Annotated in this window: 21 protein-coding genes; 16 read left to right on the top strand and 5 right to left on the bottom strand. The window is 39.3% G+C overall.

Annotated features, from left to right (window positions below):
• Positions 1-4 precede the first annotated feature (4 nt).
• The 4 genes from HMPREF2732_RS06675 to HMPREF2732_RS06660 form a co-directional block, all read right to left on the bottom strand.
• Positions 5-634: a histidine phosphatase family protein gene (locus tag HMPREF2732_RS06675; RefSeq protein ID WP_049372549.1), complete on the bottom strand. Its 630-nt coding sequence runs from the start codon at positions 632-634 to the stop codon at positions 5-7.
• Positions 635-685: 51 nt separating this feature from the next.
• Positions 686-2,053 (bottom strand): toxin/drug exporter TdeA, encoded by a 1,368-nt coding sequence (gene tdeA, locus HMPREF2732_RS06670; RefSeq protein WP_070592187.1) that lies wholly within the window; start codon positions 2,051-2,053, stop codon positions 686-688.
• A gap of 84 nt (positions 2,054-2,137) precedes the next feature.
• Positions 2,138-4,069 (bottom strand): MacB family efflux pump subunit, encoded by a 1,932-nt coding sequence (locus tag HMPREF2732_RS06665; RefSeq protein WP_070592186.1) that lies wholly within the window; start codon positions 4,067-4,069, stop codon positions 2,138-2,140.
• An 18-nt stretch (positions 4,070-4,087) separates the two neighbouring features.
• Positions 4,088-5,266: an efflux RND transporter periplasmic adaptor subunit gene (locus tag HMPREF2732_RS06660; protein ID WP_049384007.1), complete on the bottom strand. Its 1,179-nt coding sequence runs from the start codon at positions 5,264-5,266 to the stop codon at positions 4,088-4,090.
• 221 nt (positions 5,267-5,487) lie between these two features.
• Between HMPREF2732_RS06660 and glnS the strand changes: the two genes are divergently transcribed.
• The 15 genes from glnS (at position 5,488) to HMPREF2732_RS06585 (ending at position 22,271) form a co-directional block, all read left to right on the top strand.
• The gene (glnS, locus tag HMPREF2732_RS06655; protein WP_070592185.1) at positions 5,488-7,161 is read left to right on the top strand and encodes a glutamine--tRNA ligase; all 1,674 of its coding nucleotides are present in this window, start codon (positions 5,488-5,490) and stop codon (positions 7,159-7,161) included.
• A gap of 66 nt (positions 7,162-7,227) precedes the next feature.
• Positions 7,228-7,668, top strand: coding sequence for a YcgN family cysteine cluster protein (locus HMPREF2732_RS06650; RefSeq protein WP_049384005.1), 441 nt, complete (start codon positions 7,228-7,230; stop codon positions 7,666-7,668).
• A gap of 144 nt (positions 7,669-7,812) precedes the next feature.
• Complete coding sequence (locus tag HMPREF2732_RS06645) at positions 7,813-8,226, top strand: 4-alpha-glucanotransferase (protein ID WP_239660929.1); 414 nt, start codon at positions 7,813-7,815, stop codon at positions 8,224-8,226.
• An 11-nt stretch (positions 8,227-8,237) separates the two neighbouring features.
• Entirely contained in the window at positions 8,238-10,427 is a 2,190-nt protein-coding gene (gene glgB / locus HMPREF2732_RS06640; RefSeq protein WP_049384004.1) for a 1,4-alpha-glucan branching protein GlgB, read from the top strand.
• 17 nt (positions 10,428-10,444) lie between these two features.
• Complete coding sequence (gene glgX, locus HMPREF2732_RS06635; protein ID WP_070592184.1) at positions 10,445-12,469, top strand: glycogen debranching protein GlgX; 2,025 nt, start codon at positions 10,445-10,447, stop codon at positions 12,467-12,469.
• Positions 12,453-13,751 (top strand): glucose-1-phosphate adenylyltransferase, encoded by a 1,299-nt coding sequence (gene glgC / locus HMPREF2732_RS06630; protein ID WP_070592183.1) that lies wholly within the window; start codon positions 12,453-12,455, stop codon positions 13,749-13,751. The genes glgX and glgC overlap by 17 nt, the downstream gene beginning before the upstream one ends.
• 90 nt (positions 13,752-13,841) lie before the next feature.
• Positions 13,842-15,281, top strand: a complete 1,440-nt coding sequence (gene glgA / locus HMPREF2732_RS06625) for a glycogen synthase GlgA (protein WP_070592182.1) — start codon at positions 13,842-13,844, stop codon at positions 15,279-15,281.
• Positions 15,282-15,397: 116 nt separating this feature from the next.
• The gene (locus HMPREF2732_RS06620; protein WP_070592181.1) at positions 15,398-17,863 is read left to right on the top strand and encodes a glycogen/starch/alpha-glucan phosphorylase; all 2,466 of its coding nucleotides are present in this window, start codon (positions 15,398-15,400) and stop codon (positions 17,861-17,863) included.
• Between the two features lie 105 nt (positions 17,864-17,968).
• Positions 17,969-18,442, top strand: coding sequence for a 6,7-dimethyl-8-ribityllumazine synthase (gene ribE / locus HMPREF2732_RS06615; protein ID WP_005695997.1), 474 nt, complete (start codon positions 17,969-17,971; stop codon positions 18,440-18,442).
• Positions 18,443-18,447: 5 nt separating this feature from the next.
• Positions 18,448-18,885, top strand: coding sequence for a transcription antitermination factor NusB (gene nusB / locus HMPREF2732_RS06610; RefSeq protein WP_049383999.1), 438 nt, complete (start codon positions 18,448-18,450; stop codon positions 18,883-18,885).
• Positions 18,886-18,942: 57 nt separating this feature from the next.
• Positions 18,943-19,923, top strand: coding sequence for a thiamine-phosphate kinase (gene thiL / locus HMPREF2732_RS06605; protein ID WP_049383998.1), 981 nt, complete (start codon positions 18,943-18,945; stop codon positions 19,921-19,923).
• Positions 19,923-20,417 (top strand): phosphatidylglycerophosphatase A family protein, encoded by a 495-nt coding sequence (locus tag HMPREF2732_RS06600; RefSeq protein WP_049383997.1) that lies wholly within the window; start codon positions 19,923-19,925, stop codon positions 20,415-20,417. Before thiL ends, HMPREF2732_RS06600 begins: the two co-directional genes overlap by 1 nt.
• A complete protein-coding gene (locus HMPREF2732_RS06595; protein ID WP_070592180.1) occupies positions 20,411-21,037 on the top strand; it encodes a LysE family transporter in 627 nt (208 codons plus the stop codon). The genes HMPREF2732_RS06600 and HMPREF2732_RS06595 overlap by 7 nt, the downstream gene beginning before the upstream one ends.
• Positions 21,038-21,053: 16 nt before the next feature.
• The gene (gene dapB / locus HMPREF2732_RS06590; protein WP_070592179.1) at positions 21,054-21,866 is read left to right on the top strand and encodes a 4-hydroxy-tetrahydrodipicolinate reductase; all 813 of its coding nucleotides are present in this window, start codon (positions 21,054-21,056) and stop codon (positions 21,864-21,866) included.
• 138 nt (positions 21,867-22,004) lie between these two features.
• Complete coding sequence (locus tag HMPREF2732_RS06585; RefSeq protein ID WP_070592178.1) at positions 22,005-22,271, top strand: hypothetical protein; 267 nt, start codon at positions 22,005-22,007, stop codon at positions 22,269-22,271.
• 292 nt (positions 22,272-22,563) lie between these two features.
• On the opposite strand, the gene yfaE is transcribed toward HMPREF2732_RS06585, so the two are convergent.
• Positions 22,564-22,812 carry a class I ribonucleotide reductase maintenance protein YfaE gene (gene yfaE, locus HMPREF2732_RS06575; protein ID WP_065422614.1) on the bottom strand — a complete coding sequence of 83 codons (249 nt, stop codon included), beginning with the start codon at positions 22,810-22,812 and terminating at the stop codon, positions 22,564-22,566.
• Positions 22,813-22,918: 106 nt separating this feature from the next.
• On the opposite strand from yfaE, the gene HMPREF2732_RS06570 reads away from it, so the two are divergent.
• A complete protein-coding gene (locus HMPREF2732_RS06570) occupies positions 22,919-23,605 on the top strand; it encodes a hypothetical protein (protein ID WP_049383930.1) in 687 nt (228 codons plus the stop codon).
• Positions 23,606-23,721 lie beyond the last annotated feature (116 nt).

Genomic DNA, 23,721 nt, shown 5'->3' with positions numbered 1-23,721 from the left:
TTGCTTATTTTAAATGATCTGCATCATTTATTTTCTCAACGCAAAAACCGTTCTCATCGTCATAATGCACAACACTAATTGAGGTGTTAATAAGCGATACTGATTTATCTTCATCGCGGTGATTTTGCCAGGTTGCGCCATTTAATAAGGCAAGCAATAAACGTAGAGTATGGCCATGCGACACAATGAGAATATTGCCTTGATTGTGGATCTTAATAATGTCGTGCAATGCTTTCATGGCTCGCTCGCCCAATTGTTCGAACGTTTCTCCGCCATTTACTTGAGCTTTGTAATTGGCAGGATCTTTAATGAGTTGTTTGAACTCTGGATGTTCTCTTAACGTATCAACAACTTTGCCTTCCCAAGAACCAAAATACTGTTCATTTAAACCTTGGTGATGGAAAAGGGGGATATCTCGTTCACCAATAATATGAGAGGCTGTCGCGATGGTACGTTTTAATACGCTAGAGTAGGCCGCGACAAAAGGAATATGATTAAGTGCCACACCTGTTTTTTTCGCGCCATTAACGCCTTCTTCAGTCAAAGGGGAATCGCCATGACCTTGCATTAAACCTTCTGTATTCCAAACAGTTTTACCGTGGCGAATGAAATAAAAAGTCAGTTGTTTTTTCATTTTCATGTCCATAAAAAAATTAAGGAAGCCGAAACTTCCTTAATCATAATTTTAACGAGAGTAATAACCTGCCATTGAACTATATACGGCATTTTCTGCTTGAATGATGTTGTATTTCGCATTCAAGATAGAAAGTTGAGAGCTTTTCTCTGTGTTTGCCGCGGCGAGCCATTCACGTAATTCAGATACACCAGCATTGTAACGATCACGATAGTATTTGGTGATACGTTGATTATAGCTGTGTGTTTTTTGCAAGTTAGCAAAGGCACTTTGCGCTTGTGTATAGGCGAAGTAGTTGGTATCTACATCATTCAAAGCTTTAGTAATACTTTGCTCGTAGTTTAAACGTGCGGTTTCATAATCGGCTTCAGAGATTTTCACGTTCCATTTCACCGTATTCCAGTTGAGGAATGGTAGGCTAATGCCGATTAAACCTGTACCAACTGGATTGTGCAATGCGTTACCGACTTTAGTGCCACTTGATGTTAAGCTGCCGCCTAAAGTCACTTCTGGGAACCAACCTTTTTCGGTTGCTTTCGCATTTTTGAATGCACTGCTTAAGCGATATTGATAGCCTTTCACATCAGGACGATTCGCAATCACAGAAACAGGCACATTTAAATTCACGCCTACATTTTTTACATTAAGAATGTGTGGGAAGTTGATATTTAATGCTTCTTCTGGTTTTAAGTTCAGTAAGTTACGTAAAGTTTGTTCCGCTGTTTTACGTTGCGTTTGATAGTTGATTAAGTTGTTACGTGCGTTCAATACCGCTTGTTGTGCTTGATCTACGCTTGCGCTGTCCGCCACACCTTGTGATAAACGACGTTGCATAATGCTGCTAATGTCGTTGTAGTATTTAATGGTTTCTTCGGTTGTGCTGATCGCATCATTCAAGTAGGCTATTTGATAATAGGTTGTCACAACAGAGTTGATGAGTGAAAGTTTCGTTGCTTCTAAATCTTCAGCCGTTGCTTTGTGTGACCATTCTGCGGCATCTGCAGTATCTGCTAAACGTTGCCATAAATCTAATGTATAACTCACATTTAATGCACCTTGATGGCTTACTGCTGAGCTACCACCCGTTTTCACGTTTTTACTTGCGGAAGATTGGGTTGAACCGCTAAATGCCGGAATTAAATTCGCGCCTGCAAGGTTTGCATTATATAGAGCACGATTTACGGCAACAGACGCTTTGGCTAAATCTTTGTTGTTAACTAATGCTTGTTCTACCACACGATTTAATTGTGAATCATTGTAAAGCGCCCACCAGTTTTCTTTTACATTAAATTGTTTAGTGATTTCCGCATAATTTTGGTAATCCTGCTGGCTCGCTTTATAAGAATCACCGATATTGGCACAACCTGCTAGAGCAGTTGCCATCGCGATTGCTAAGGTTAATTTTTTCATTTTTAACATGGATTTTTTCCTTTCTTTTAAATTAAAGTGCGGTTAAAAATTAGTAAGAATTTTAACCGCTCTTTTGTGTTTTACAAAATTTCTTTATTCTCGAGCAAGAGCTGTAATTGGATCTAATTGCGCTGCACGTTTTGCCGGCATATAGCCGAAGATCACACCAATAAGGGTAGAGAAGACCACTGCCGCAACAATTGAGCCGGTAGAGAATGCCATCGTAAAGTCAGTCATAAATACGTTAAATAACAGACCGATTAGGCCCGAAAGCAGAATCCCCGTCACGCCGCCAATTAAACAAATCAGCACGGCTTCAATTAAAAATTGTTGCAGAATATTAAATTGTCTCGCGCCAATAGCCATGCGTACACCAATTTCTTTAGTTCGCTCTGTCACGGAAACCAACATGATATTCATCACCCCAATCCCACCAACGATTAATGAAATAAAGGCGATAGAGGAAATGAGCAATTTCATTGTGCCAGTGGTACTTTCAATGGTTTGTTTAATGGTATCGCTATTCATGATGAAGAAATCTTTTTTACCATGACGCATAGTGAGCAATTCAGTAATTCCTTTTTCAGCGACAGTCGTATTGACAGAATCATCCACTTTTACCGTAATCGACCCAATTTTTTTGCTGCCCGAAATACGATTCATCACGGTAGTGTAAGGGGCATAGAGATTAAGTGAACTGCTTGCCCCGCCCATTTGTTTATCAGATACCACGCCAATAATACGTAATGGACGTTTGTTAAACATTACGATTTTACCGATAGGATTTTCATCCGGGAAAATCGATTTTTTCGCACTTTCATCGATTAAGGCTACTTGGTTGTTATCAGCAACATCTTGAGCCGAAAATAAATTACCGGATTTTAGTTTTAATCCATCGACATCAAAATATTGTTCACCTACACCTTTTAAACTGGTCGAGGAGAACGTCTGGTTACCATAAATTAATGTGCCACTTGATGAGCTATTCGGCGTGACACTTTGTACATAGCTTTGTTGATTTAAAGCAGTGGCATCATTAATTGTAAGGTTCTGCATCTGTTCAGCACGACGATCGCCAAAACCAGTACCATTAAAGATAGTCATAGTACTTGTACCGATGCCTTTAATATTTGCTAAGATTTTCTGTTGTGAACCATTTCCCAATGCCACGACGGAAACCACGGAGGTAATCCCGATAATAATCCCGAGCATGGTTAAAAGAGAACGCATTTTGTGGGCGATAATCGCACTCACCGACATACGAAAGGCTTCTACAAATTGATCTTTGCTAAATCCAAAGTGCGATTTAGATTTGGTTGGATTTTTGACCGCACTTTTTACTGCTTCTTTTTGTGTATCGCCAATGATTTCACCGTCTTTAATTTCAATCACGCGATTCGCGCTGGCGGCAATTTCACGATCGTGGGTTACCATAATAATGGTGTGGCCTTCTGCGTGTAATTGACGCAGAATTTCCATCACCTTTTGACCGCTTTGTGAATCCAATGCGCCAGTGGGTTCATCGGCTAAGATAATTTCACCGCCATTCATCAACGCACGGGCAATACTCACACGTTGTTGCTGACCACCAGAAAGCTGGCTGGGTTTATTTTGCCATTTATCACCTAAGCCTAATTTTTCTAAAAGTTGCTTCGCACGAGAAAGACGTTTTTCTTGTGATATTCCCGCATAAATTGCAGGCAAAGCGACGTTCTCAGCGGCAGTTAAACTTGATAATAAGTTATAGCGTTGGAAAATAAAGCCGAATTTTTGGCTACGTAAATCTGAAAGTTGATCTTTGCTTAATTCAATGGTTTCTCTCCCATTGATTTTGTAAGAACCACTGGTTGCCGTATCCAAGCATCCGATGATATTCATCAAGGTCGATTTACCGGAACCTGATTGCCCAATAATCGCGACGAAATCGCCTTTTTCTATATTTAAAGAGATATTCTTTAAAATATGAACACGATTTTCGCCTTCACCGAAGTAACGGTTGAGATCCTTAATTTCAATAATATTCATTAATTTTCTACCGCACTTTTAGAACATTCTTGGACCACGAGGCATAGAGCCAACTTGTTCACCATTCGCAACTTGCGACACGATGACTTTTTCACCTTCGTTTAAACCCGATTTGATTTCAGTTTTGAAATCATTTTGAACACCGATTTCAACTTCACGCGGTTCAGGTTGATTTTTATCATTCAATACATTGACAAAGCTTTTGCCATCACGTTTTTGAATAGCCATATTGGAAATTAATAACACATCTTTCGCGTTGGCAATTTTGATGTTGTTTTCTGTCGTCATTCCGATGCGTAAAGTACGATCAGGGTTATCAATCAAAACATTGGCGTAATAGTAGATCGCACTGGTCGTTGAGCTGCTTGAGCTACTTAAAGATGATGTTGAAGAGCTATCACTTGTCGTAGTATTGGCTGGATCAACAGAATCAATAACGGAGTGATATACGGTTTGGCTATCTGATAAAATAGTAAAGCTGACTTCTTGACCTGCTTTAACTTTAGTAATATCGCCTTCTGAAATTTCAGGCTTAATTTTCATTTTGCTTAAATCAGCAATGGTTACAATCGTTGGCGTCGTTTGGTTGGCGTTAACGGTTTGACCTTCTGAAACAGGCACAGAAATAACGGTACCGTCCATTGGGGCGGTGATTTTGGTGTAACCCACATTGGTTTCTGCGGTATTCACTTCAATTTCAGCTTGTTTGATATTGGCTTCAATGGCTTCCATTTCAGCTTTCGCATTATCAAGTGTGCTTTTTGCAGTATTCAAACTATCCAAAGACGTCGCTTTTTGTGTATAAAGTTTTGATAAGCGGTTATAACTTGAAAGAGCTACATCATAAGCAGTTTTCTTCGCTTTTAATTGAGCTTGATAGCTGACCAATGCCGCTTTTTTGGTATTTAAGGTATTAATTTGGGTTGTAGAATCAATATCTGCAATCATTTCGCCTTTTTTGATTTCTTGCCCTAATTTGACATAGAGTTTAGTGATTTCACCTGAAGCTTGAGCACCAACATCAACTTCATTCACGCTTTCAACTGAACCAGAGGCGACAACTGTTTTTTCCACATTGCCACGTGTAACCGATTCAGTCAGATAGGTGGTTTCTTGTTTGTTATTGCTTGAGAAAAAATAATAAACAGCACCGGTAGCAACGAGTAATCCGAGTAAAATAAAAAAGCGTTTTTTCATAAAGACTTTGTTATCCTAAATAAAAATGAACGTTTGTTCAGTAAAGTGGTATTCTAAAGGTAAACTTTTCAGTTTGCACGAAAAATCTTCAAGTTAGACCTAAAAATCCTAAAAAATTCAGTCTTAATTTAATGAAAGTGCGGTTAGTTTTGTGATCAAATTCACAACGCCAGACTTTTCGTATAGAATGGGGAAATTATTTTCAATTTATTGAGAAATTTATGAGCAATACAGAACACACTCTAGAAAATGCGGAAAATACCCGCACACACAATTTCATTACTCAAATTATTGATGAAGATTTAGCTTCGGGTAAACACAAAAGTGTTCATACTCGTTTCCCGCCTGAGCCGAATGGCTATTTACATATTGGCCACGCAAAATCGATTTGCTTAAACTTCGGCTTGGCAAAAGAATATAACGGTTTATGTAACCTACGTTTTGACGATACCAACCCAGTAAAAGAAGACGTGGAATATGTGGATTCCATCAAAGCCGATGTGGAATGGTTAGGTTTTAAATGGGAAGGCGAACCGCGTTATGCATCTGATTACTTCGATGCACTTTATGGCTATGCGATTGAGTTAATCGAGAAAGGTTTAGCCTATGTAGATGAACTTTCACCAGACCAAATGCGTGAGTATCGCGGTACATTAACTGAGCCAGGTAAAAACAGTCCATATCGTGATCGTAGTGTCGAAGAAAACTTAGCGTTATTTGAAAGAATGAAAAATGGTGAGTTTGCCAAAGGTACATTAAGTCTTCGTGCGAAAATCGATATGGCTTCACCATTTATGGTCATGCGTGACCCTGTGCTTTATCGTATTAAATTTGCTAGCCATCACCAAACCGGTGACAAATGGTGCATTTACCCAATGTACGATTTCACTCACTGTATCTCTGATGCGATTGAGCGTATTACACACTCTTTATGCACATTAGAATTCCAAGACAACCGTCGTTTATATGACTGGGTGTTGGACAATATTAGTATTGAACGTCCATTGCCACATCAATATGAATTCTCTCGTTTAAATTTAGAAGGTACGTTAACATCTAAACGTAAATTATTGAAATTGGTGAATGATGGCATTGTAGATGGTTGGAACGATCCGCGTATGCCAACGATTTCAGGTTTACGTCGTCGCGGTTATACCCCGGCTTCGTTACGTGAATTCTGCCGTCGTATTGGTGTGACTAAACAAGATAACGTCGTAGAGTATTCTGCGCTTGAAGCATGCATTCGAGACGATTTAAATGAAAATGCACCACGTGCAATGGCGGTGATTGATCCTGTTCGCGTAGTGATTGAAAACTTTGAAGGCGAAGAAACCTTAACGGCACCAAATCACCCAAATCGTCCAGAATTAGGTGAGCGTCAATTACCGTTTACGAAAGAGCTTTATATTGATCGAGCAGACTTCCGTGAAGAAGCAAACAAACAATATAAACGTTTAGTATTAGGTAAAGAAGTGCGTTTACGTAACGCTTATGTGATTAAAGCTGAACGCGTAGAGAAAGATGCAAATGGTGAAATTACTACGATCTTCTGTACTTACGATCCTGAAACCTTAGGTAAAAATCCAGCTGATGGTCGTAAAGTGAAAGGGGTAATTCACTGGGTATCTGCAGTACATAATCACCCAGCGGAGTTCCGTTTATATGAACGTCTCTTCACCGTACCAAACCCAGGTGCAGCAGAAGAAATCGAAAGCGTGTTAAATCCAACCTCTTTAGTGGTGAAACACGGTTTTGTAGAACAAAGCCTCGCAAATGCAGAACTAGAAAAAGGTTACCAATTTGAACGCGAAGGTTATTTCTGTGCGGATAACAAAGACAGCCGCCCAGAGCACTTAGTGTTTAACTTGACCGTAAGCTTAAAAGAAGGCTTCTAATTCTAAACAACAAAGTGCGGTCAAAAATCACGTAAATTTTGACCGCACTTTTTTATTGGTTTCACTATGCAATTTGAATCTCATTTTTGGCAAACAAAATCGCTCCTTGAAATGACGGAATCCGAATGGGAAGCCCTATGTGATGGCTGCGGGAAATGCTGTTATCGAAAATACATTCAAGGGCGAGGCAAACGTGAAAAACTCTATTACACACGCATTGCTTGCAATTTATTAGATGTAGAAACAGGAAAGTGTCGTAATTATCCAGAACGTTTTAAAATCGAAAGTGATTGTACCAAATTAACCAAAAAGAACTTGCCTGATTTTGGGTGGTTGCCGAATACCTGTGCGTATCGTTTATTGTATGAGGGGAAACCTTTACCCGAATGGCATCCTTTAATCAGCGGCGCTCCTAATTCAGTGAAAAATGCAGGTGTTTTAATTCAAGATGGCGTACATGAAGAAGATGTCATTGATTGGTTTGAATTTGTCATTGAAACTGAATAATTTAAATTTCGTTGTTTTTTTATTCTCTTTAAACTTTGTTTTTTGATTTAGGTCACAATTTGCAAGATTGGCAATTGTATTTCAATTGTGCTTACTTATAATACTTAATAAGTATTATATAGATGTATCATTCGTTGTATGCAAATGTCCTTATCACTTAAACAATCTGCTGAAAAACTTGGCATTTCGTTTTCCCATTATGATATTAATGGGCATTTGATTGATGCGTCGCCAACCAGTATTGATTATTTTATCGAGCAGTTGCAATTTCCGCCGAATATTGGACAAAATCAGCCGTTCCAAGATGTCATATGTGCCTTTGAAAACGAACCCATTCATGATGATTTAGTCGCGTTTTCTTCTCCCCCTGATGCTTCTTTGCGTTATCAATTGCTCGACGAGCAAAACCAAATTCAGCTTGAAAAAACCATTCCATATTCAACCGCACTTTCATTCATTGCCTGCTTTGCCTTTTATCTATCATCGTTTAATGCTTTTTGCCGCTCAACAAACGAGAAAATACTATCGGTTGTAAATAATCAAGCTTGCAAAGCATAAAGGAGTATGTCATGACGAAATTAGTCGCTCAATCAGTAATTAATTCATTTTTTGATGGCAAACATGCCGATCCTTTTGCTGTATTAGGCATGCATGAAACTCACAATGGTATTGAGATTCGTGCTTTATTACCCGATGCAGATAAAGTCGAAGTGATTGATAAAGAAAGTCAATCCATCGTTGTTGAACTAGAAAAACTGGATGACCGCGGATTTTTTGGTGCTATTGTGCCAGAGATTCACCATTTCTTTACCTACCAATTAAAAGTGTATTGGGGCGTAGAAGCCCAAATTATTGAAGATCCGTACCGTTTTCATCCGATGATTAATGACTTGGATCAATGGCTATTGGCGGAAGGTTCGTTATTGCGTCCTTATGAAGTATTAGGTGCACATTTTACTGAATGTGACAGTGTACCGGGCGTAAATTTCCGTGTATGGGCGCCAAATGCTAAGCGCGTTTCGTTGGTAGGTGATTTTAACTATTGGGATGGTCGTCGTCATCCAATGCGTTTCCATCCGGCAAGTGGTGTGTGGGAGTTATTCTTACCAAAAGCCAGTTTGGGGCAACGCTATAAATTTGAATTGATTGATTGCAACGGCAACCTTCGTTTAAAAGCTGACCCTTATGCATTTAGCTCTGAATTACGTCCAGATACAGCATCCGAAATCAGCATGTTGCCGGATGTAGTCGAAATGACGGAGCAACGTCGTAAAGCGAACCAACGTAATCAACCTATTTCGATTTACGAAGTACATTTGGGATCATGGCGCCGTAATTTAGAAAATAATTTCTGGCTTGATTATGACCAAATTGCTGATGAACTTATTCCTTATGTAAAACATATGGGTTTTACGCATATTGAGTTTTTACCGCTCTCCGAATTTCCATTCGATGGCTCTTGGGGCTATCAACCGATAGGGCTGTATTCACCAACGAGTCGTTTTGGTACACCAGAAGGCTTTAAACGCTTAGTCGAAAAAGCCCATAAAGCAGGCATTAATGTGATTTTAGACTGGGTGCCAGGGCATTTTCCAAGTGATACACACGGCTTAGTCGCATTTGACGGTACAGCCTTATATGAACATGCTGACCCACGTGAAGGCTATCATCAAGACTGGAATACCTTAATTTATAACTATGGTCGTAATGAAGTGAGAAACTTCTTATCCAGTAATGCACTGTATTGGCTTGAACGATTTGGTGTAGATGGTATCCGTGTAGATGCGGTCGCATCAATGATTTACCGCGATTACAGCCGTGCTGAAGGCGAATGGATTCCGAATCAATATGGCGGTCGTGAAAATTTAGAAGCCATTGAATTTTTAAAACATACCAACTGGAAAATCCATTCTGAGGTGTCCGGTGCGATTTCGATTGCGGAAGAATCCACATCTTTCGGTGGCGTAACCCATCCGACAGAAAACGGTGGTCTTGGATTTAATTTTAAATGGAACATGGGCTGGATGAATGACACCCTAAGTTATATGAAACTCGATCCAGTTTATCGTCGTTATCATCACGACAAAATGACCTTCGGGATGATTTATCAATACAGTGAAAACTTTGTATTGCCACTTTCTCACGATGAAGTTGTACATGGCAAATGTTCGTTACTTGGCAAAATGCCGGGCGATGCATGGCAAAAATTCGCTAACTTGCGTGCTTACTACGGTTATATGTGGGGCTATCCAGGTAAGAAATTATTATTCATGGGCAATGAATTTGCTCAAGGTCGCGAATGGAATTATGAAGAAAGTTTGGATTGGTTCTTACTTGACGAAAACCATGGTGGCCTATGGCATAAAGGTGTATTGCAATTAGTCAAAGATTTGAACGGAATTTATCAAAAAAATGCACCGCTCTTTGAATTAGACGGTGAACCGGAAGGCTTTGATTGGTTAGTGGTGGATGATGCGGAAAATTCGGTCTTTGCTTTTGAACGTAAAAGCAGTAATGGCGAACGCATTATCTTGATCAGTAACTTTACTCCGGTGCCACGCGAAGGCTATCGCATTGGGGTTAATGCAGCGGGTGAGTACGAAGAAATTTTGAATACTGACTCAATGTATTATCAAGGTTCAAATGTAGGTAATTTCGGCTCTGTGAAAAGCGAAGCGATTACAAGTCACGGACGTGACAATTCGATTAGCGTGACCATTCCGCCACTCGCAACGATCTATTTAAAATATAAAGCATAACAATCGCGAAAAACACAATGTTTAGTATTTATAACAATGGCAAACCTTCCCCAATGGGATATTCTCAAACGCTGGAAAACGGCCTAAAAATTTCGAATTTTGCGCTGTTTTCTAGTGCGGCCGATGCTGTTGAACTTTGTTTGTTCCGTGATGGCAAAGAAAGCCGTTTTGCCATGAGCAGAACCGATGATATTTGGCATGTGGCAATTGAAGGCGTTGAGTTAAATGATGAGTATGCGTTCAGAATCACAGGCAAAAATAACCGCACTTTAGCCAATCCGCAAAAGTTAATGCTTGATCCTTATGCCAAAGCAGTAAGCCATAAACCGGATTTAAGCTCACCAGAATCTCGTTCAATTTTCGTGTTAAATGATGAACGAGATAATGCCGCCGTTGCACCTAAAGGCCACATTATTGACGAGCATTTTGATTGGTCAGGGGATTGCAAACCGTCTATTCCTTGGGCTCAAACCATTGTGTATGAACTGAATGTTAAAGGATTTAGCCAATTAAATTCCCGTATTCCAGAAAATATTCGAGGCACTTATGCGGCTTTAGCTCATCCTGAAAATATTGCGTATTTTAAATCATTGGGTATTACCAGCCTTGAGTTGCTTCCAGTGAATTTCTTCATTGATGAACCGCATTTGCAAGAAAAAGGATTACGTAATTATTGGGGCTACAACCCACTAGCCATGTTTGCTTTAGAACCAAGTTACGCAGCTGATCAAAAACAGCCTTTAAATGAGTTTAAGAGCATGGTGAAAACCTTGCATCAAGCGGGCATTGAAGTGATTTTAGATGTGGTGTTTAACCATACGGCTGAATCTGAAAAAACGTTCCCAACATTTTGCCAACGCGGTATTGATGATAAAACCTATTACTGGCAAAGCGAGCATGGTGATTACCTCAACTGGACGGGTTGCGGCAATATGCTCAATCTTTCTAATGATGTCACTCGCAAATGGGTATTAGATTGTTTACGTTACTGGGTAACAGAATGTCATGTGGATGGTTTCCGTTTTGATTTAGCCACGGTACTTGGTCGTGAAACGCCTGATTTCAATTCGAATGCAAAATTGTTTGCGGAAATGGAACAGGATGAGGTTCTACAAAAAATTAAATTAATCGCAGAACCTTGGGATATTGGTCATTACGGCTATCAAGTTGGTTATTTTCCTGCTTATTTCTCTCAATGGAATGATCGTTTCCGCGATGATATGTGCCGTTTTTGGTTGTGGCAAAGTGGTGAAGTGGGGGCCTTTGCAGAACGTTTTGCTGGCTCTAGCGATATTTTTAAACGAGAAGAACGATTACCGCATGGTAGCTTGAACTTTATTACTGCTCATGATGGTTTTACGTTACGAGATTTAGTGAGCTATAACCATAAACACAATGATGCTAATGGTGAAGAGAACCGTGACGGACGCAATGAAAATTATGGCTACAATCATGGCATAGAAGGTTCTCAACTGGATTTAGCTGATGAATGGCAAAGTGCGGTCGAAAATAACCGTGTTTTATCAGAAAAAGGTTTGTTAGGCTCTTTATTACTGGCAAATGGTGTACCCATGCTGCTTGCTGGAGATGAGTTCGGCAACAGCCAATATGGCAACAACAATGCCTATTGCCAAGATAACGAAATTACGTGGTTAAAGTGGGATGATTTTAACCAAACCTTATTTGACTTTACCAAGCAAACCATTGCATTTCGAAAAAAAATTCAAAGTTTGCAACAGGAGGCTTGGTGGTCGGATGAAAATGTCGAGTGGTTGAATACTGGGGGAAACCCTATGACACTAGACGATTGGCATAATCGGGAAAGCAAAGCCCTACAAGTTATGTTGGACGGCAAATATCTTTTCTTAATTAATGCAAAAACTGAACCGCAATCTTTTTATTTGCCAAAGGGTAAATGGAAAAAGATTGCCGAAACTGAAAATAGCGTGATTCAACAATGTGATGTGAGCGGTATAGCATTTGAAGTGTTGGAACATATGGATGATGAAAACGATGGAGTTTGTTATGAAAAGCGATCTTAATAAATATGAATTAGTTAAAGATACTTTAGTGCTTATTTTGGCTGGTGGTCGTGGTTCCCGTTTACATGAATTAACCGATAAACGTGCTAAACCTGCGTTATATTTTGGCGGTAATCGTCGCATTATTGATTTTGCGCTTTCCAACTGTATTAACTCAGGCCTGAATCGCATTGGTGTCGTGACCCAGTATGCCGCTCACTCTTTATTACGCCATTTACAAACAGGTTGGTCATTCTTACCGCAAGAGCGTGGTGAATTCGTTGATATGTTACCTGCCCGTCAACAAATTGATGATTCTACGTGGTACCGTGGTACAGCGGATGCGGTGTATCAAAATATGGCGATTATCCGTAATCACTATCGTCCAAAATACATTTTGATTCTTGCAGGTGACCATATTTATAAACAAGATTACAGTGTCATGTTGATGGATCACGTGAGAAGTGGAGCAAAATGTACAGTAGGTTGTATTGAGGTACCGCGTTCTGAAGCGAGTGAATTTGGTGTCATGGCGGTAAACGAAAACCTTAAAGTGAAAGCCTTCGTTGAGAAACCAAAAGATCCACCAGCAATGGTTGGTAAACCAGACATTTCATTAGCTTCCATGGGGATTTATGTCTTTGATGCAGAATATCTCTATAAAATGCTAGATAGAGAAGTAAACACACCTTGCACATCTCATGACTTTGGCAAAGATGTCTTGCCAAAATGCTTGGAAGAAGGCGTGCTTTATGCGCATCCATTCAGCCGTTCTTGTATGGGCCGAAACACTGAAGGTGAAATTTACTGGCGTGATGTGGGTACACTCGATAGTTTCTGGCAAGCGAATATCGATTTAGTTTCAGAGCATCCACAATTAGATATTTATGATCAAAGCTGGCCAATTCGTGGTAATCCAGTGCAGGCTTATCCATCTAAATTCTTCTATAAAAAAGCGAATGTCAAACCGGTAGATAACTCGCTTATAGGTGGTGGCTGTGTGATTACCGATGCATCTATTAGTAACTCGGTGTTGTTTGATAGAGTCAAAATTGATGAAGGCTCTTCTGTTGATCACAGTGTCGTGTTACCGCAAGTACAAATTGGTAAAAATTGTACATTGAAAGATTGTATTATTGATCGCCATTGTATTATTCCAGATGGTATGGAAATCGGTGTGGACAAAGCGCTTGATAGTAAACGCTTCCGTGTGAGTTCTACCGGTAAAGTTGTACTTGTAACCTCAACGATGTTGAAAAAATTGCAAGGCGAAGAAGTCACTAACGAAGAACATTTGGATTAAAGTGCGGTCAATTTTGACGGTATTTTAAGTGAAGTAAAAAGATTGTGCTGTTATCAATGACAGCACAATTTTAAATATAAAAGGAAAATTATGAGAGTTTTACATGTTTGCTCGGAACTGTATCCCTTACTCAAAACCGGTGGACTTGCCGATGTTTTAGGGGCATTACCTTTTGCACAAAAAGAAATTGGTATTGATACACGTATTTTATTGCCGGCTTATCCAAAAATTTCTGCAGGTATTGAGAATACGCATGTTGTCACAGAATTTGATAATTTTGCTGGTCATGTTGTATTGCGTTATGGCGAATACAATGGCGTGGGGATTTATCTGATTGATGCACCACATCTCTATTGGCGAGAAGGAAATCCTTATCATGATACCGATTACAACGATTATGCCGATAACTATAAGCGTTTTGCGTTATTAGGTTGGGTGGGGGCAGAGCTTGCGACAGGCTTAGATAGTTGGTGGCGAGCTGAAGTGGTTCATGCCCATGATTGGCATGCGGGCTTAGCCGCCGCTTATCTCTTCAATAAAGGTCGTCCAGCAAAATCGGTATTTACGATTCATAACTTGGCTTATCAGGGACAATTCGCTCATCGCCATTTACATGAAATTGGATTGCCAGAAGGCATGTTCCATGTTGATGGTTTAGAGTTATTTGGCCAAATTTCATATTTGAAAGCAGGTCTCTATTATTCTGATATGGTCACAGCAGTGAGTCCTACTTATGCGAAAGAAATCACCACACCAGACTTTGCTTATGGCTTGCAAGGCTTGCTAACAGGCCTACGTGAAGCAGGCAAGTTGGTAGGGATTTTAAATGGCGTGGATCAAGAAATTTGGCATCCAAGTTGTGATGCGTATATTCAGCATCACTACAAATTAAAATCCGTCGCAGGCAAGAAGAAAAATAAAGCTGATTTACAAGCTTACTTCAATTTGCCACAACAACCTGATGCACTCTTATTTGTGATGGTGACTCGCTTAACAGAACAAAAAGGCGTAGATTTACTGATTGCCACAGCGGATGAAATTGTTAAACAAGGTGGCCAATTAACCATTCTCGGTTCGGGTGCGAAACATTTGGAAGAGGGTATTTGCCAATTAGCACAACGTTACCCAGAAAATATTGCAGTAAAAATTGGCTATGATGAAGCACTTTCACATTTAATGGTTGCCGGCGGTGATGTCATTTTAGTACCAAGTCGCTTTGAACCTTGTGGATTAACTCAATTGTATGGCTTGCAATATGGCACATTGCCGCTTGTTCGTGCGACGGGAGGATTAGCGGATACCGTGACCAACAGTACAAGTGAAACCATTAAAGCGCGTACTGCAACGGGGTTTGTATTCCAAAAAGCCGAAGCAGATGATTTACGAAGTGCTATCCAGCATGCCTTTGTCTTGTGGCAAAAACAACGAGTTTGGGCGATGGTTCGTAATAATGCCATGGCTCAGGACTTTAGTTGGAAAAATGCCGCCGCTCAATATGAGCAGCTCTATTTAAGCATTTTAGACTCATAATTAAATGGATTTACTCCCTCTTCAAAATAATCGCCTTTGAAGAGGGGGATTTTTGTTGTTTTTTTCGTAAAAAAGCTTAAAATTTGCGCGATTTTTTTATTGAGGTTTTACTTTCTATGATCATGGACAATTTTGATTCGCCATTTCTCTACAATCGACCAAGTCTTGATGTTGAAGGCGTGAAAAAAGCAATTGTTTATAAATTAATTTTCTTAATTGGTCGTTCACCAAAAGAGGCGAGTCAACGCGACTGGCTAAATGCAACCCTTCATGCTGTGCGTGATTTAGTGACTGAAGGCTGGATTACCACCGCTCGTCAATCTCGTGCAGAAGAAACTCGTCGTGTTTATTACCTTTCTATGGAATTCTTAATCGGCCGTACACTTTCTAATGCGATGATCGCAGAAGGTGTTTATGACGTGGCAGAAAAAGCCCTGGCTGAATTAAATGTTAATTTGGAAGAGATTATTGAAAAAGAAGTGGATCCAGGTTTAGGTAACGGGGGATTAGGTCGCCTTGCTGCTTGCTTTATGGACTCACTGGCAACATTAGCGATTCCTGCGATGGGTTACGGTATTCGTTATGAATACGGTATGTTCCGTCAAAAAATTGAAAATGGTCAACAAGTTGAACGTCCGGATGATTGGTTGGAAAAAGGTGCGCCTTGGGAATTTATGCGTCCATCAAAACGTTTCAGTATTGATTTTGGTGGTCATATCTATTTTGAAGATAAAAAATGTATCTGGAATCCGGCTGAAAAAGTGACCGCACTTGCATACGATCAAATGATCCCAGGCTATAAAAATGATTCGGCATCGACCTTACGTTTATGGTCTGCTCATGGTGGAGAGTTATTTGATTTAGCTGAATTTAACCGTGGTGATCATTTAGCGGCGGTGGCAACGCGTTCAGCTAACCAAAACCTTTCTCGTGTACTTTATCCAGATGATTCTACCTGGAATGGTCGTGAGTTACGTTTACGTCAAGAGTACTTTTTAGTATCAGCATCTTTACAAGATATTCTCCGTCGCCATTTAAGAACCCATGGTACATTGGATAATCTTGCTGATAAAGTAGCGATTCACTTGAATGATACCCACCCGGCATTAGCCATTCCTGAGTTGATGCGTATTTTAATCGATTTACACGGTTACTCATGGCAAAACGCTTGGGATGTGACTCGTCGTATTTTCTCTTATACTTGCCATACTTTGATGTCTGAAGCATTAGAAACCTGGCCGGTAGAAATGATGGCGAAGATCTTACCGCGTCACTTACAAATGATTTTTGAAATTAATGATCATTTCCTTGAATATGTGAAAACGTATGTCACGACTGATATGGATTTTATCCGTCGCGTTTCACTTATCGAAGAAGGATATCAACGTAAAGTGCGCATGGGATGGTTGTCTGTTGTCGGTTCTCATAAAGTGAACGGTGTTGCGGCAATTCACTCAGATCTTATGGTGACATCAACCTTTGCTGATTTTGCTCGTATCTATCCAGAACGTTTCACCAATGTAACAAACGGTGTGACACCGCGTCGTTGGCTTGCCGTAGCAAACCCGAAATTAGCGGCTTTATTTGATCAATATATTGGTTCTGAATGGCGTTGCGATTTAAGCCAAATTGAAAAACTTAAAGCCTTTGCAGATAAAGGTGAATTTAAGCGTGCAGTTGCGGATATTAAATACGATAACAAAGTGAAATTAGCACAATATGTGAAGAAAACACTTGATATTGATTTAGATCCACATGCTTTATTTGATGTACAAGTAAAACGTATTCACGAATACAAACGTCAAATGCTTAATGTGTTACACATTATTGCTCGTTACAACGAAATGCTTGCTCATCCAGAAAAAGATTGGCAGCCACGTGTGTTCATTTTAGCGGGTAAAGCGGCTTCAGCTTACTATGCAGCAAAACAAACCATTCGTTTAATTAACGATGTCGCGAATGTTATCAATAATGATGAACGCTTAAAAGGTCGTTTAAAAGTTGTCTTTATTCCGAACTACAGCGTAAGTCTTGCACAATTAATCATTCCAGCGGCAGATATTTCTGAGCAAATCTCTCTTGCAGGAACAGAAGCATCAGGTACCAGTAACATGAAGTTTGCCTTAAATGGTGCGTTAACATTGGGTACGCTTGATGGAGCGAACGTTGAGATTTTAGATAATGTTGGTGAAGACCACATCTTTATCTTTGGTAATACGGTTGAACAAGTGGAAGCATTACGTCGCGAAGGTTATCGTCCGTTTGATTATTATCAAAATGACGAGCAATTACGTGAAGTTATTGACCAAATTATCCGTGGTGATTTCTCGCCGGAAGAACCGAACCGTTATCACTCTCTCATTCAAGGTTTACAATACCACGATTATTACCAATCTTTTGCTGATTTCCGCAGTTATGTGGAAGCGCAAAAAGCGGTAGATAAAAAATATCAAGATCGTGACGTATGGATAGCAAGTACCATTCAAAATATGGTGAACATGGGCTTCTTCTCATCAGACCGTACAATTCTTGAATATGCGAAAAATATCTGGAAAATTGAACCGTTAAAACTCGAGAAGTAAGTTCTTTTCCACTCATAGAAAACCCTGTCGGATTATTTCCACAGGGTTTCTTTTTATGCTAAAATCCACCGTCAAATTTATTGTTCATTCAGATTAGGAAAAAGTATGAAAGTTTTAGAAGGTGCGGTAGCTGCGCCAAATGCTAAAATCGCAGTGGTGATTGCTCGTTTTAACAGTTTTATTAATGAAAGTTTATTAGAAGGTGCGGTAGATGCATTAAAACGTATCGGCCAAGTGAAAGATGAGAATATTACAATCGTTCGTGCACCAGGTGCGTATGAACTTCCATTAGTAGCACGTCGTTTAGCTGAAAGCAAAAAATTTGATGCAATCGTGGCATTAGGTACGGTGATCCGTGGTGGTACAGCTCACTTTGAATATGTAGCGGGTGAAGCAAGTAGCGGTTTAGGTCAAGTAGCAATGCAAGCTGAAATTCCTGTGGCATTCGGTGTTTTAACAACTGAAAACATTGAACAAGCTATCGAGCGCGCAGGCACTAAAGCAGGTAACAAAGGTGCAGAAGCAGCATTAACTGCACTTGAAATGGTGAACCTTTTACAACAAATTGATGCGGCATAATTCCAATGACAGAGAAAAAAGAACCTGTAAAAAAAGTATCGCCACGTCGTAGAGCGAGAGAATGTGCGGTTCAAGCATTATATTCTTGGGCGCTCTCTGGTAATGCACCAGAACAAGTGGAACTCACTTTTGTGGTGGATCAAGATTTAAAAGGTGTGGATAAACCTTATTTTAGCCGCCTTTTCCGTCAAACTGTCGCGAATGTGGACGCTGTTGATTTTTCAATGAGCCATTATTTAGATCGCACATTGGATGAATTAGATCCGATTGAAAAAGCGATTTTACGTTTAGCGGTTTACGAACTTCAATTTGAGCCAGATGTGCCGTATAAAGTGGCGATTAACGAGGCGATTGAAGTAGCGAAAGTGTTTGGTGCAGATGAAAGCCATAAATACATTAACGGTGTATTGGATAAAGTCGCTCCTGCATTAGGTCGCAAATAATTATTCAAATGTAGGGTAGACAAATGTCTGCCCTTTGTTTTTTGGTGCGCAGATAAAATGAGTACGGGTGAATTTGATCTTATAGGGCGATATTTCTCAATACAAAAAGGCAATCAACACTTTATTGATTTCAGTATTGGGGATGATTGTGCGATCACTCATATTCCAGAAGGCTATCAGCTTGCGATCACCACCGATACAATGGTCGAAGGCACGCATTTTTTATCTTCCATTTCTCCCCAAGATTTAGCGTATAAAGCTATCGCGACAAATCTAAGTGATTTAGCTGCTATGGGGGCGAAACCCGCTTGGATTTCTCTTGCACTCACATTACCTAAAGTTGATGAAAACTGGCTGAGCCACTTTAGTCAAAGTCTGTTTGATACATTAAATCAATATGATGTAACATTAATTGGTGGCGATACAACGAAAGGTCCACTTTCTATAACCATTACGGCACAAGGTTTCGTACCAAAAGGAAAGGCTTTATTCCGACATAACGCGAAGGTTGGTGATTTAATTTATGTATCGGGCACGTTAGGTGATAGTGCGGCAGGTTTAAATTGGATCTTACAAGGTAAAAGTGCGGTCGATTTTGATACTGAATTTTTAGTAAAACGCCATTTTCACCCAACGCCACGTGTTGAATTAGGTCAAGCCTTAGTGGATGTAGCGCATTCATGCATTGATATTTCAGATGGTCTTGTTGCCGATTTAGGGCATATTTTAACGAGAAACCAATGTTCAGCGGAGATTGAATTATCTACCTTGCCTTTATCCACCTCACTTAAAAAAACATATCGCTTAGAAAAAACAGAAGCATTTGCATTAAGTGGCGGGGAAGACTATGAACTTTGCTTTACGGTTCCCGCAAATAAAAAGGCCGAGATTGAAAAGTTATCCCAATCGTTGAATGTACCTTGCACTTGTATCGGAAAAATCGTTCCGCAAAATAACAATCAGATTACTTTTTTAAAAGATGGACGTGTCATCAATTATCAAGCACCGTCTGGTTTCGATCATTTTAAGGATAAATAATGAATAGTTCACCTCTTGATAAAGTCAGCTTAAAAAATCCAGTTCATTTACTTGCATTAGGTTTCGGTTCAGGATTAATTCGTCCTGCACCGGGCACATGGGGAAGTTTAGCCGGAACGATTTTAGGTTCGGCATTATTAGCTTGTCTTGGTCTAAAAATCTTCTTAATTTTGACCGCACTTTGCTTTGCGCTTGGCTGTTATCTGTGTCAAAAAACCGCAGATGATATGGGCGTTCATGATCACGGCTCCATTGTTTGGGATGAATTTGTTGGGGTATTTATTGTGCTAGCTGCAATTCCAACTTTATCTTTGCCTTGGATTGTCATTGCCTTTGTACTTTTCCGTTTCTTCGATATTTTAAAACCTTATCCCATCCGTTATTTTGACCAAAAACTGGAAAGCGGTTTTGGGATTATGGTGGATGATGTTTTAGCGGCAGTTTATGCTGTTATCGTGATTGCGATACTACGTATTATAGGCTTGCCATGCTAAATTTGATGATTATTCATCTTGTTGGTTTACTTTCGCCTGGCCCAGATTTTTTCTATGTCAGCCGAATTTCTGCCATGAGTTCCCGTCGAGAAGCTATTGGTGGCGTGATTGGGATTACCATTGGTGTATTAATTTGGGCAACAGCAGCGGTTTTAGGACTCGCCATTATTTTTGCCACTATGCCAATTATTCAAGGCATTGTGATGATGCTTGGTGGAGCCTATTTAGTTTATCTTGGCATTAAAATGGCAAAAGTGAAAACCAATGCGGTTTTTGATGAAAAGCAAAATGCAAATGTGCCAAATCAATCGACTTTAACGAGCATTATGAAAGGCTTATTAGTCAATTTATCTAATGCTAAAGTTGTGATTTATTTCAGCAGTGTGATGTCATTGGTTCTAGTGAATATTACCGAAACATCACAAATTTTGACCGCACTTGCCGTGATTACCGTAGAAACCTTTTTATATTTCTACATCATTTCGGTGCTTTTCTCTCGTTCTGTTGCAAAACAGTTTTATAGCCAATATAGTCGCTATATTGATAATGCAGCAGGGCTGATTTTTATTTTCTTCGGAATCTATTTAATTTATAGTGGCGTTCAACACGCTTTAATTTGATTAAAAAGGACAAAACATGACATTAAAAATTGCGATCGCCGGTGCAGGCGGAAGAATGGGGCGTCAATTAATTCAAGCCGTACATAATGCAGAAGGGGTAGAATTAGGTGCCGCTTTTGAACGTAAAGGTTCCTCTTTAGTGGGGGCTGATGCTGGTGAGCTTGCTGGTATCGGTACATTAGGTATCAAAGTATCAGATGATTTAAATGCAGAAAAAGACAACTTTGATTTGCTGATTGATTTCACGCGTCCAGAAGGCACGCTTGAGCACATCGCATTTTGTGTCGCTAATAATAAAAAGATGGTAATTGGTACCACAGGGTTTGATGATGCGGGCAAAGCCGCAATTCAAGCCGCATCAGAAAAAATTGCCATTGTATTTGCATCCAACTTCAGTGTGGGTGTTAATTTGGTATTTAAACTATTAGAAAAAGCAGCCAAAGTGATGGGCGATTATTGTGATATCGAAATCATTGAAGCGCACCATCGCCACAAAGTAGATGCACCATCAGGTACGGCACTTTCTATGGGGGAACACATTGCGAAAACCCTTGGTCGTGATTTAAAAACGCATGGCGTATTTTGTCGTGAAGGCATTACAGGAGAACGTAAACGTGATGAAATTGGTTTCTCCACTATTCGTGCTTCAGATGTAGTGGGTGAACATAGTGTCTGGTTTGCCGATATCGGTGAGCGCGTTGAAATTGCTCACAAAGCATCAAGTCGTATGACCTTTGCGAATGGTGCAGTGCGTGCAGGTAAATGGTTAGAAAAACAATCTCACGGATTGTTTGATATGACAGACGTGTTGGATTTGAATAATTTATAGAGTAGACTTAATTTTAAAATTCGCCTATCAAATAACGATCTATTCATTTTGTGTAGATCGTTATGTTTTTATTTGTGCATGGAAGTATCCCTTCCCCCTGAGCTTGGTACATCAGATAAATTAAAATAGAGATAAATAATGACAATAAATAAAATTATTAGAATAGCTATTGCTTCTATTTTGTCCACTATCATGATTTATTTGACTCTTTTACTTAGTGGGGAAATTGAATTTAGTACAGAAAAATTTTTTCATTATTTTGTGGTGTGGGGGGCTTTTTTATTTTTTTCAGCTCTTCTAATTTCTTATTACTCACCTCTCATTTATGGAGATGATAAAAAAGATGATGTTAAAAAAGCTAGAGCCCAAAAGAAGAAACGAAAGAAACGAAAGAAAGGAAAATAATGAAATATATAATAGTTGCATTCAGAAACTCATTTTTCATGCTAATTGGATTGCAATTAATAGTCTTTATAGACAGATTCTTTTCTACTGGTGAAATAGATCAATTTGAATTGTTTACCAATAAAGATTACTTGATTCTTTCTTTAAGAATATGGGGGGCTTTATTTATTACCTACTTTTGTGGATATTTCATTGTAGGTGAGAAAACAAAATAGAAAACAAGGGCGTGAGAGCTTTTTTGAAAGTATATTACTACAATTAGTAAAATCTTTAGCTATATAAAATTTATATCTTATAGTTCTATTTCTAAATCACTTTCCACCCGACAACAACACAGTAGAATCTCATCGGGTTGAATAAAGGCAAGGGGCGTTTCGGCGTAAGACACCTTGCCTTTTTTGATCTTCACGCGGCAAGAACCACAATAACCTGAACGACATTGATATTCATGGTGAATTTGATGTTGTTCTAAAAAGTTAAGCAGAGAAGTTTGGTTATCGAAATCTAAGGTGATTTGGCGCTGAATAAGATTGATTTTCATGAAACAAAATAAAACAAAATTTTACTCATTATAGAAGAAAGAGAAGTAAAACTCACGGCTCTTTTGTTGTAAGATAGCGAGCTAATATTCATCATAAGGGAAGAACATGCAAACCTTTCTAAAATTAACGTTAATTTCAACCGCACTTTTATTAACGGCTTGTAGCTCAATTTCAAAGGAGCCGGTTAAGCATATTGATATGTATGTAAAGCCTTATTACGATGCCAGAGATGGACGACTTGAACAGATTAATGTGAACAAAGATATTGATGCGTTATTACTGAAAAATACACAAAAAGATTTTGAAAGTGCGGTCAATATTATTGAGAAAAAAGTGGATTTTGTTTCTCCGATGACAATGTTTGCACTTTCTGCTCGTGCTTATGATTTTGGCTTGCGTGATGAAGCGGTAAAATGGTTTTATCGTGGGCAAAATCGTTTAATCACCGCGTTATATGTGTTGGATTTAGATAAATTAACAGTCTCGAATAACACAGCATTTGGGCAATTAGTGGGACAACATGTTAATCCGTATGCGTTCTGTGATTTGAATAAACAACACAAGGCGGCGCAAGATGCGATTGACTGGGTGAAAAATCATCCGTATCAGGCGGTATTTTTACCTCAATTACCAAGCAAGTATCAAGATAGAAAACAAGCATTAAAAGAAGCAGAGGCAAAACTTGATGCGCGTTTAGTTGAGCAAGACCGTTATTTTGCTAATCCTGAAAATAAAGCGAAATGGGAAAAAGAACGCCAAGATAACTTGGTGAATGAACGATTTTGTTGGTGATTTTAAAAAAATTTTAAAATCTTAAGGTTGCTTAAGATTTCATTAAGATTTGTTGTGTTTAATAAGCATCAACAAGGCGGCAATGAGGATAATCCTTCGCTTTGAAACATGATTAA

The organism is Haemophilus sp. HMSC061E01 (assembly GCF_001810345.1).
Classification (GTDB): domain Bacteria; phylum Pseudomonadota; class Gammaproteobacteria; order Enterobacterales; family Pasteurellaceae; genus Haemophilus_D.
Note: the sequence above shows the minus strand (reverse complement) of the source record. Positions and strands in the feature narration are given on the sequence as shown.

Coding starts and splice junctions, on each gene's coding strand:
- HMPREF2732_RS06665 (WP_070592186.1), bottom strand. CDS start 4,069: ATGAATATTATTGAAATTAAGGATCTCAACCGTTACTTCGGTGAAGGC.
- glgA (WP_070592182.1), top strand. CDS start 13,842: ATGAGAGTTTTACATGTTTGCTCGGAACTGTATCCCTTACTCAAAACC.
- HMPREF2732_RS06585 (WP_070592178.1), top strand. CDS start 22,005: ATGACAATAAATAAAATTATTAGAATAGCTATTGCTTCTATTTTGTCC.
- dapB (WP_070592179.1), top strand. CDS start 21,054: ATGACATTAAAAATTGCGATCGCCGGTGCAGGCGGAAGAATGGGGCGT.
- glgC (WP_070592183.1), top strand. CDS start 12,453: ATGAAAAGCGATCTTAATAAATATGAATTAGTTAAAGATACTTTAGTG.
- HMPREF2732_RS06620 (WP_070592181.1), top strand. CDS start 15,398: ATGATCATGGACAATTTTGATTCGCCATTTCTCTACAATCGACCAAGT.
- HMPREF2732_RS06570 (WP_049383930.1), top strand. CDS start 22,919: ATGCAAACCTTTCTAAAATTAACGTTAATTTCAACCGCACTTTTATTA.
- HMPREF2732_RS06675 (WP_049372549.1), bottom strand. CDS start 634: ATGAAAAAACAACTGACTTTTTATTTCATTCGCCACGGTAAAACTGTT.
- glgX (WP_070592184.1), top strand. CDS start 10,445: ATGTTTAGTATTTATAACAATGGCAAACCTTCCCCAATGGGATATTCT.
- HMPREF2732_RS06600 (WP_049383997.1), top strand. CDS start 19,923: ATGAATAGTTCACCTCTTGATAAAGTCAGCTTAAAAAATCCAGTTCAT.
- HMPREF2732_RS06595 (WP_070592180.1), top strand. CDS start 20,411: ATGCTAAATTTGATGATTATTCATCTTGTTGGTTTACTTTCGCCTGGC.
- HMPREF2732_RS06645 (WP_239660929.1), top strand. CDS start 7,813: ATGTCCTTATCACTTAAACAATCTGCTGAAAAACTTGGCATTTCGTTT.
- HMPREF2732_RS06650 (WP_049384005.1), top strand. CDS start 7,228: ATGCAATTTGAATCTCATTTTTGGCAAACAAAATCGCTCCTTGAAATG.
- HMPREF2732_RS06660 (WP_049384007.1), bottom strand. CDS start 5,266: ATGAAAAAACGCTTTTTTATTTTACTCGGATTACTCGTTGCTACCGGT.
- tdeA (WP_070592187.1), bottom strand. CDS start 2,053: ATGTTAAAAATGAAAAAATTAACCTTAGCAATCGCGATGGCAACTGCT.
- glnS (WP_070592185.1), top strand. CDS start 5,488: ATGAGCAATACAGAACACACTCTAGAAAATGCGGAAAATACCCGCACA.
- yfaE (WP_065422614.1), bottom strand. CDS start 22,812: ATGAAAATCAATCTTATTCAGCGCCAAATCACCTTAGATTTCGATAAC.
- ribE (WP_005695997.1), top strand. CDS start 17,969: ATGAAAGTTTTAGAAGGTGCGGTAGCTGCGCCAAATGCTAAAATCGCA.
- glgB (WP_049384004.1), top strand. CDS start 8,238: ATGACGAAATTAGTCGCTCAATCAGTAATTAATTCATTTTTTGATGGC.
- thiL (WP_049383998.1), top strand. CDS start 18,943: ATGAGTACGGGTGAATTTGATCTTATAGGGCGATATTTCTCAATACAA.
- nusB (WP_049383999.1), top strand. CDS start 18,448: ATGACAGAGAAAAAAGAACCTGTAAAAAAAGTATCGCCACGTCGTAGA.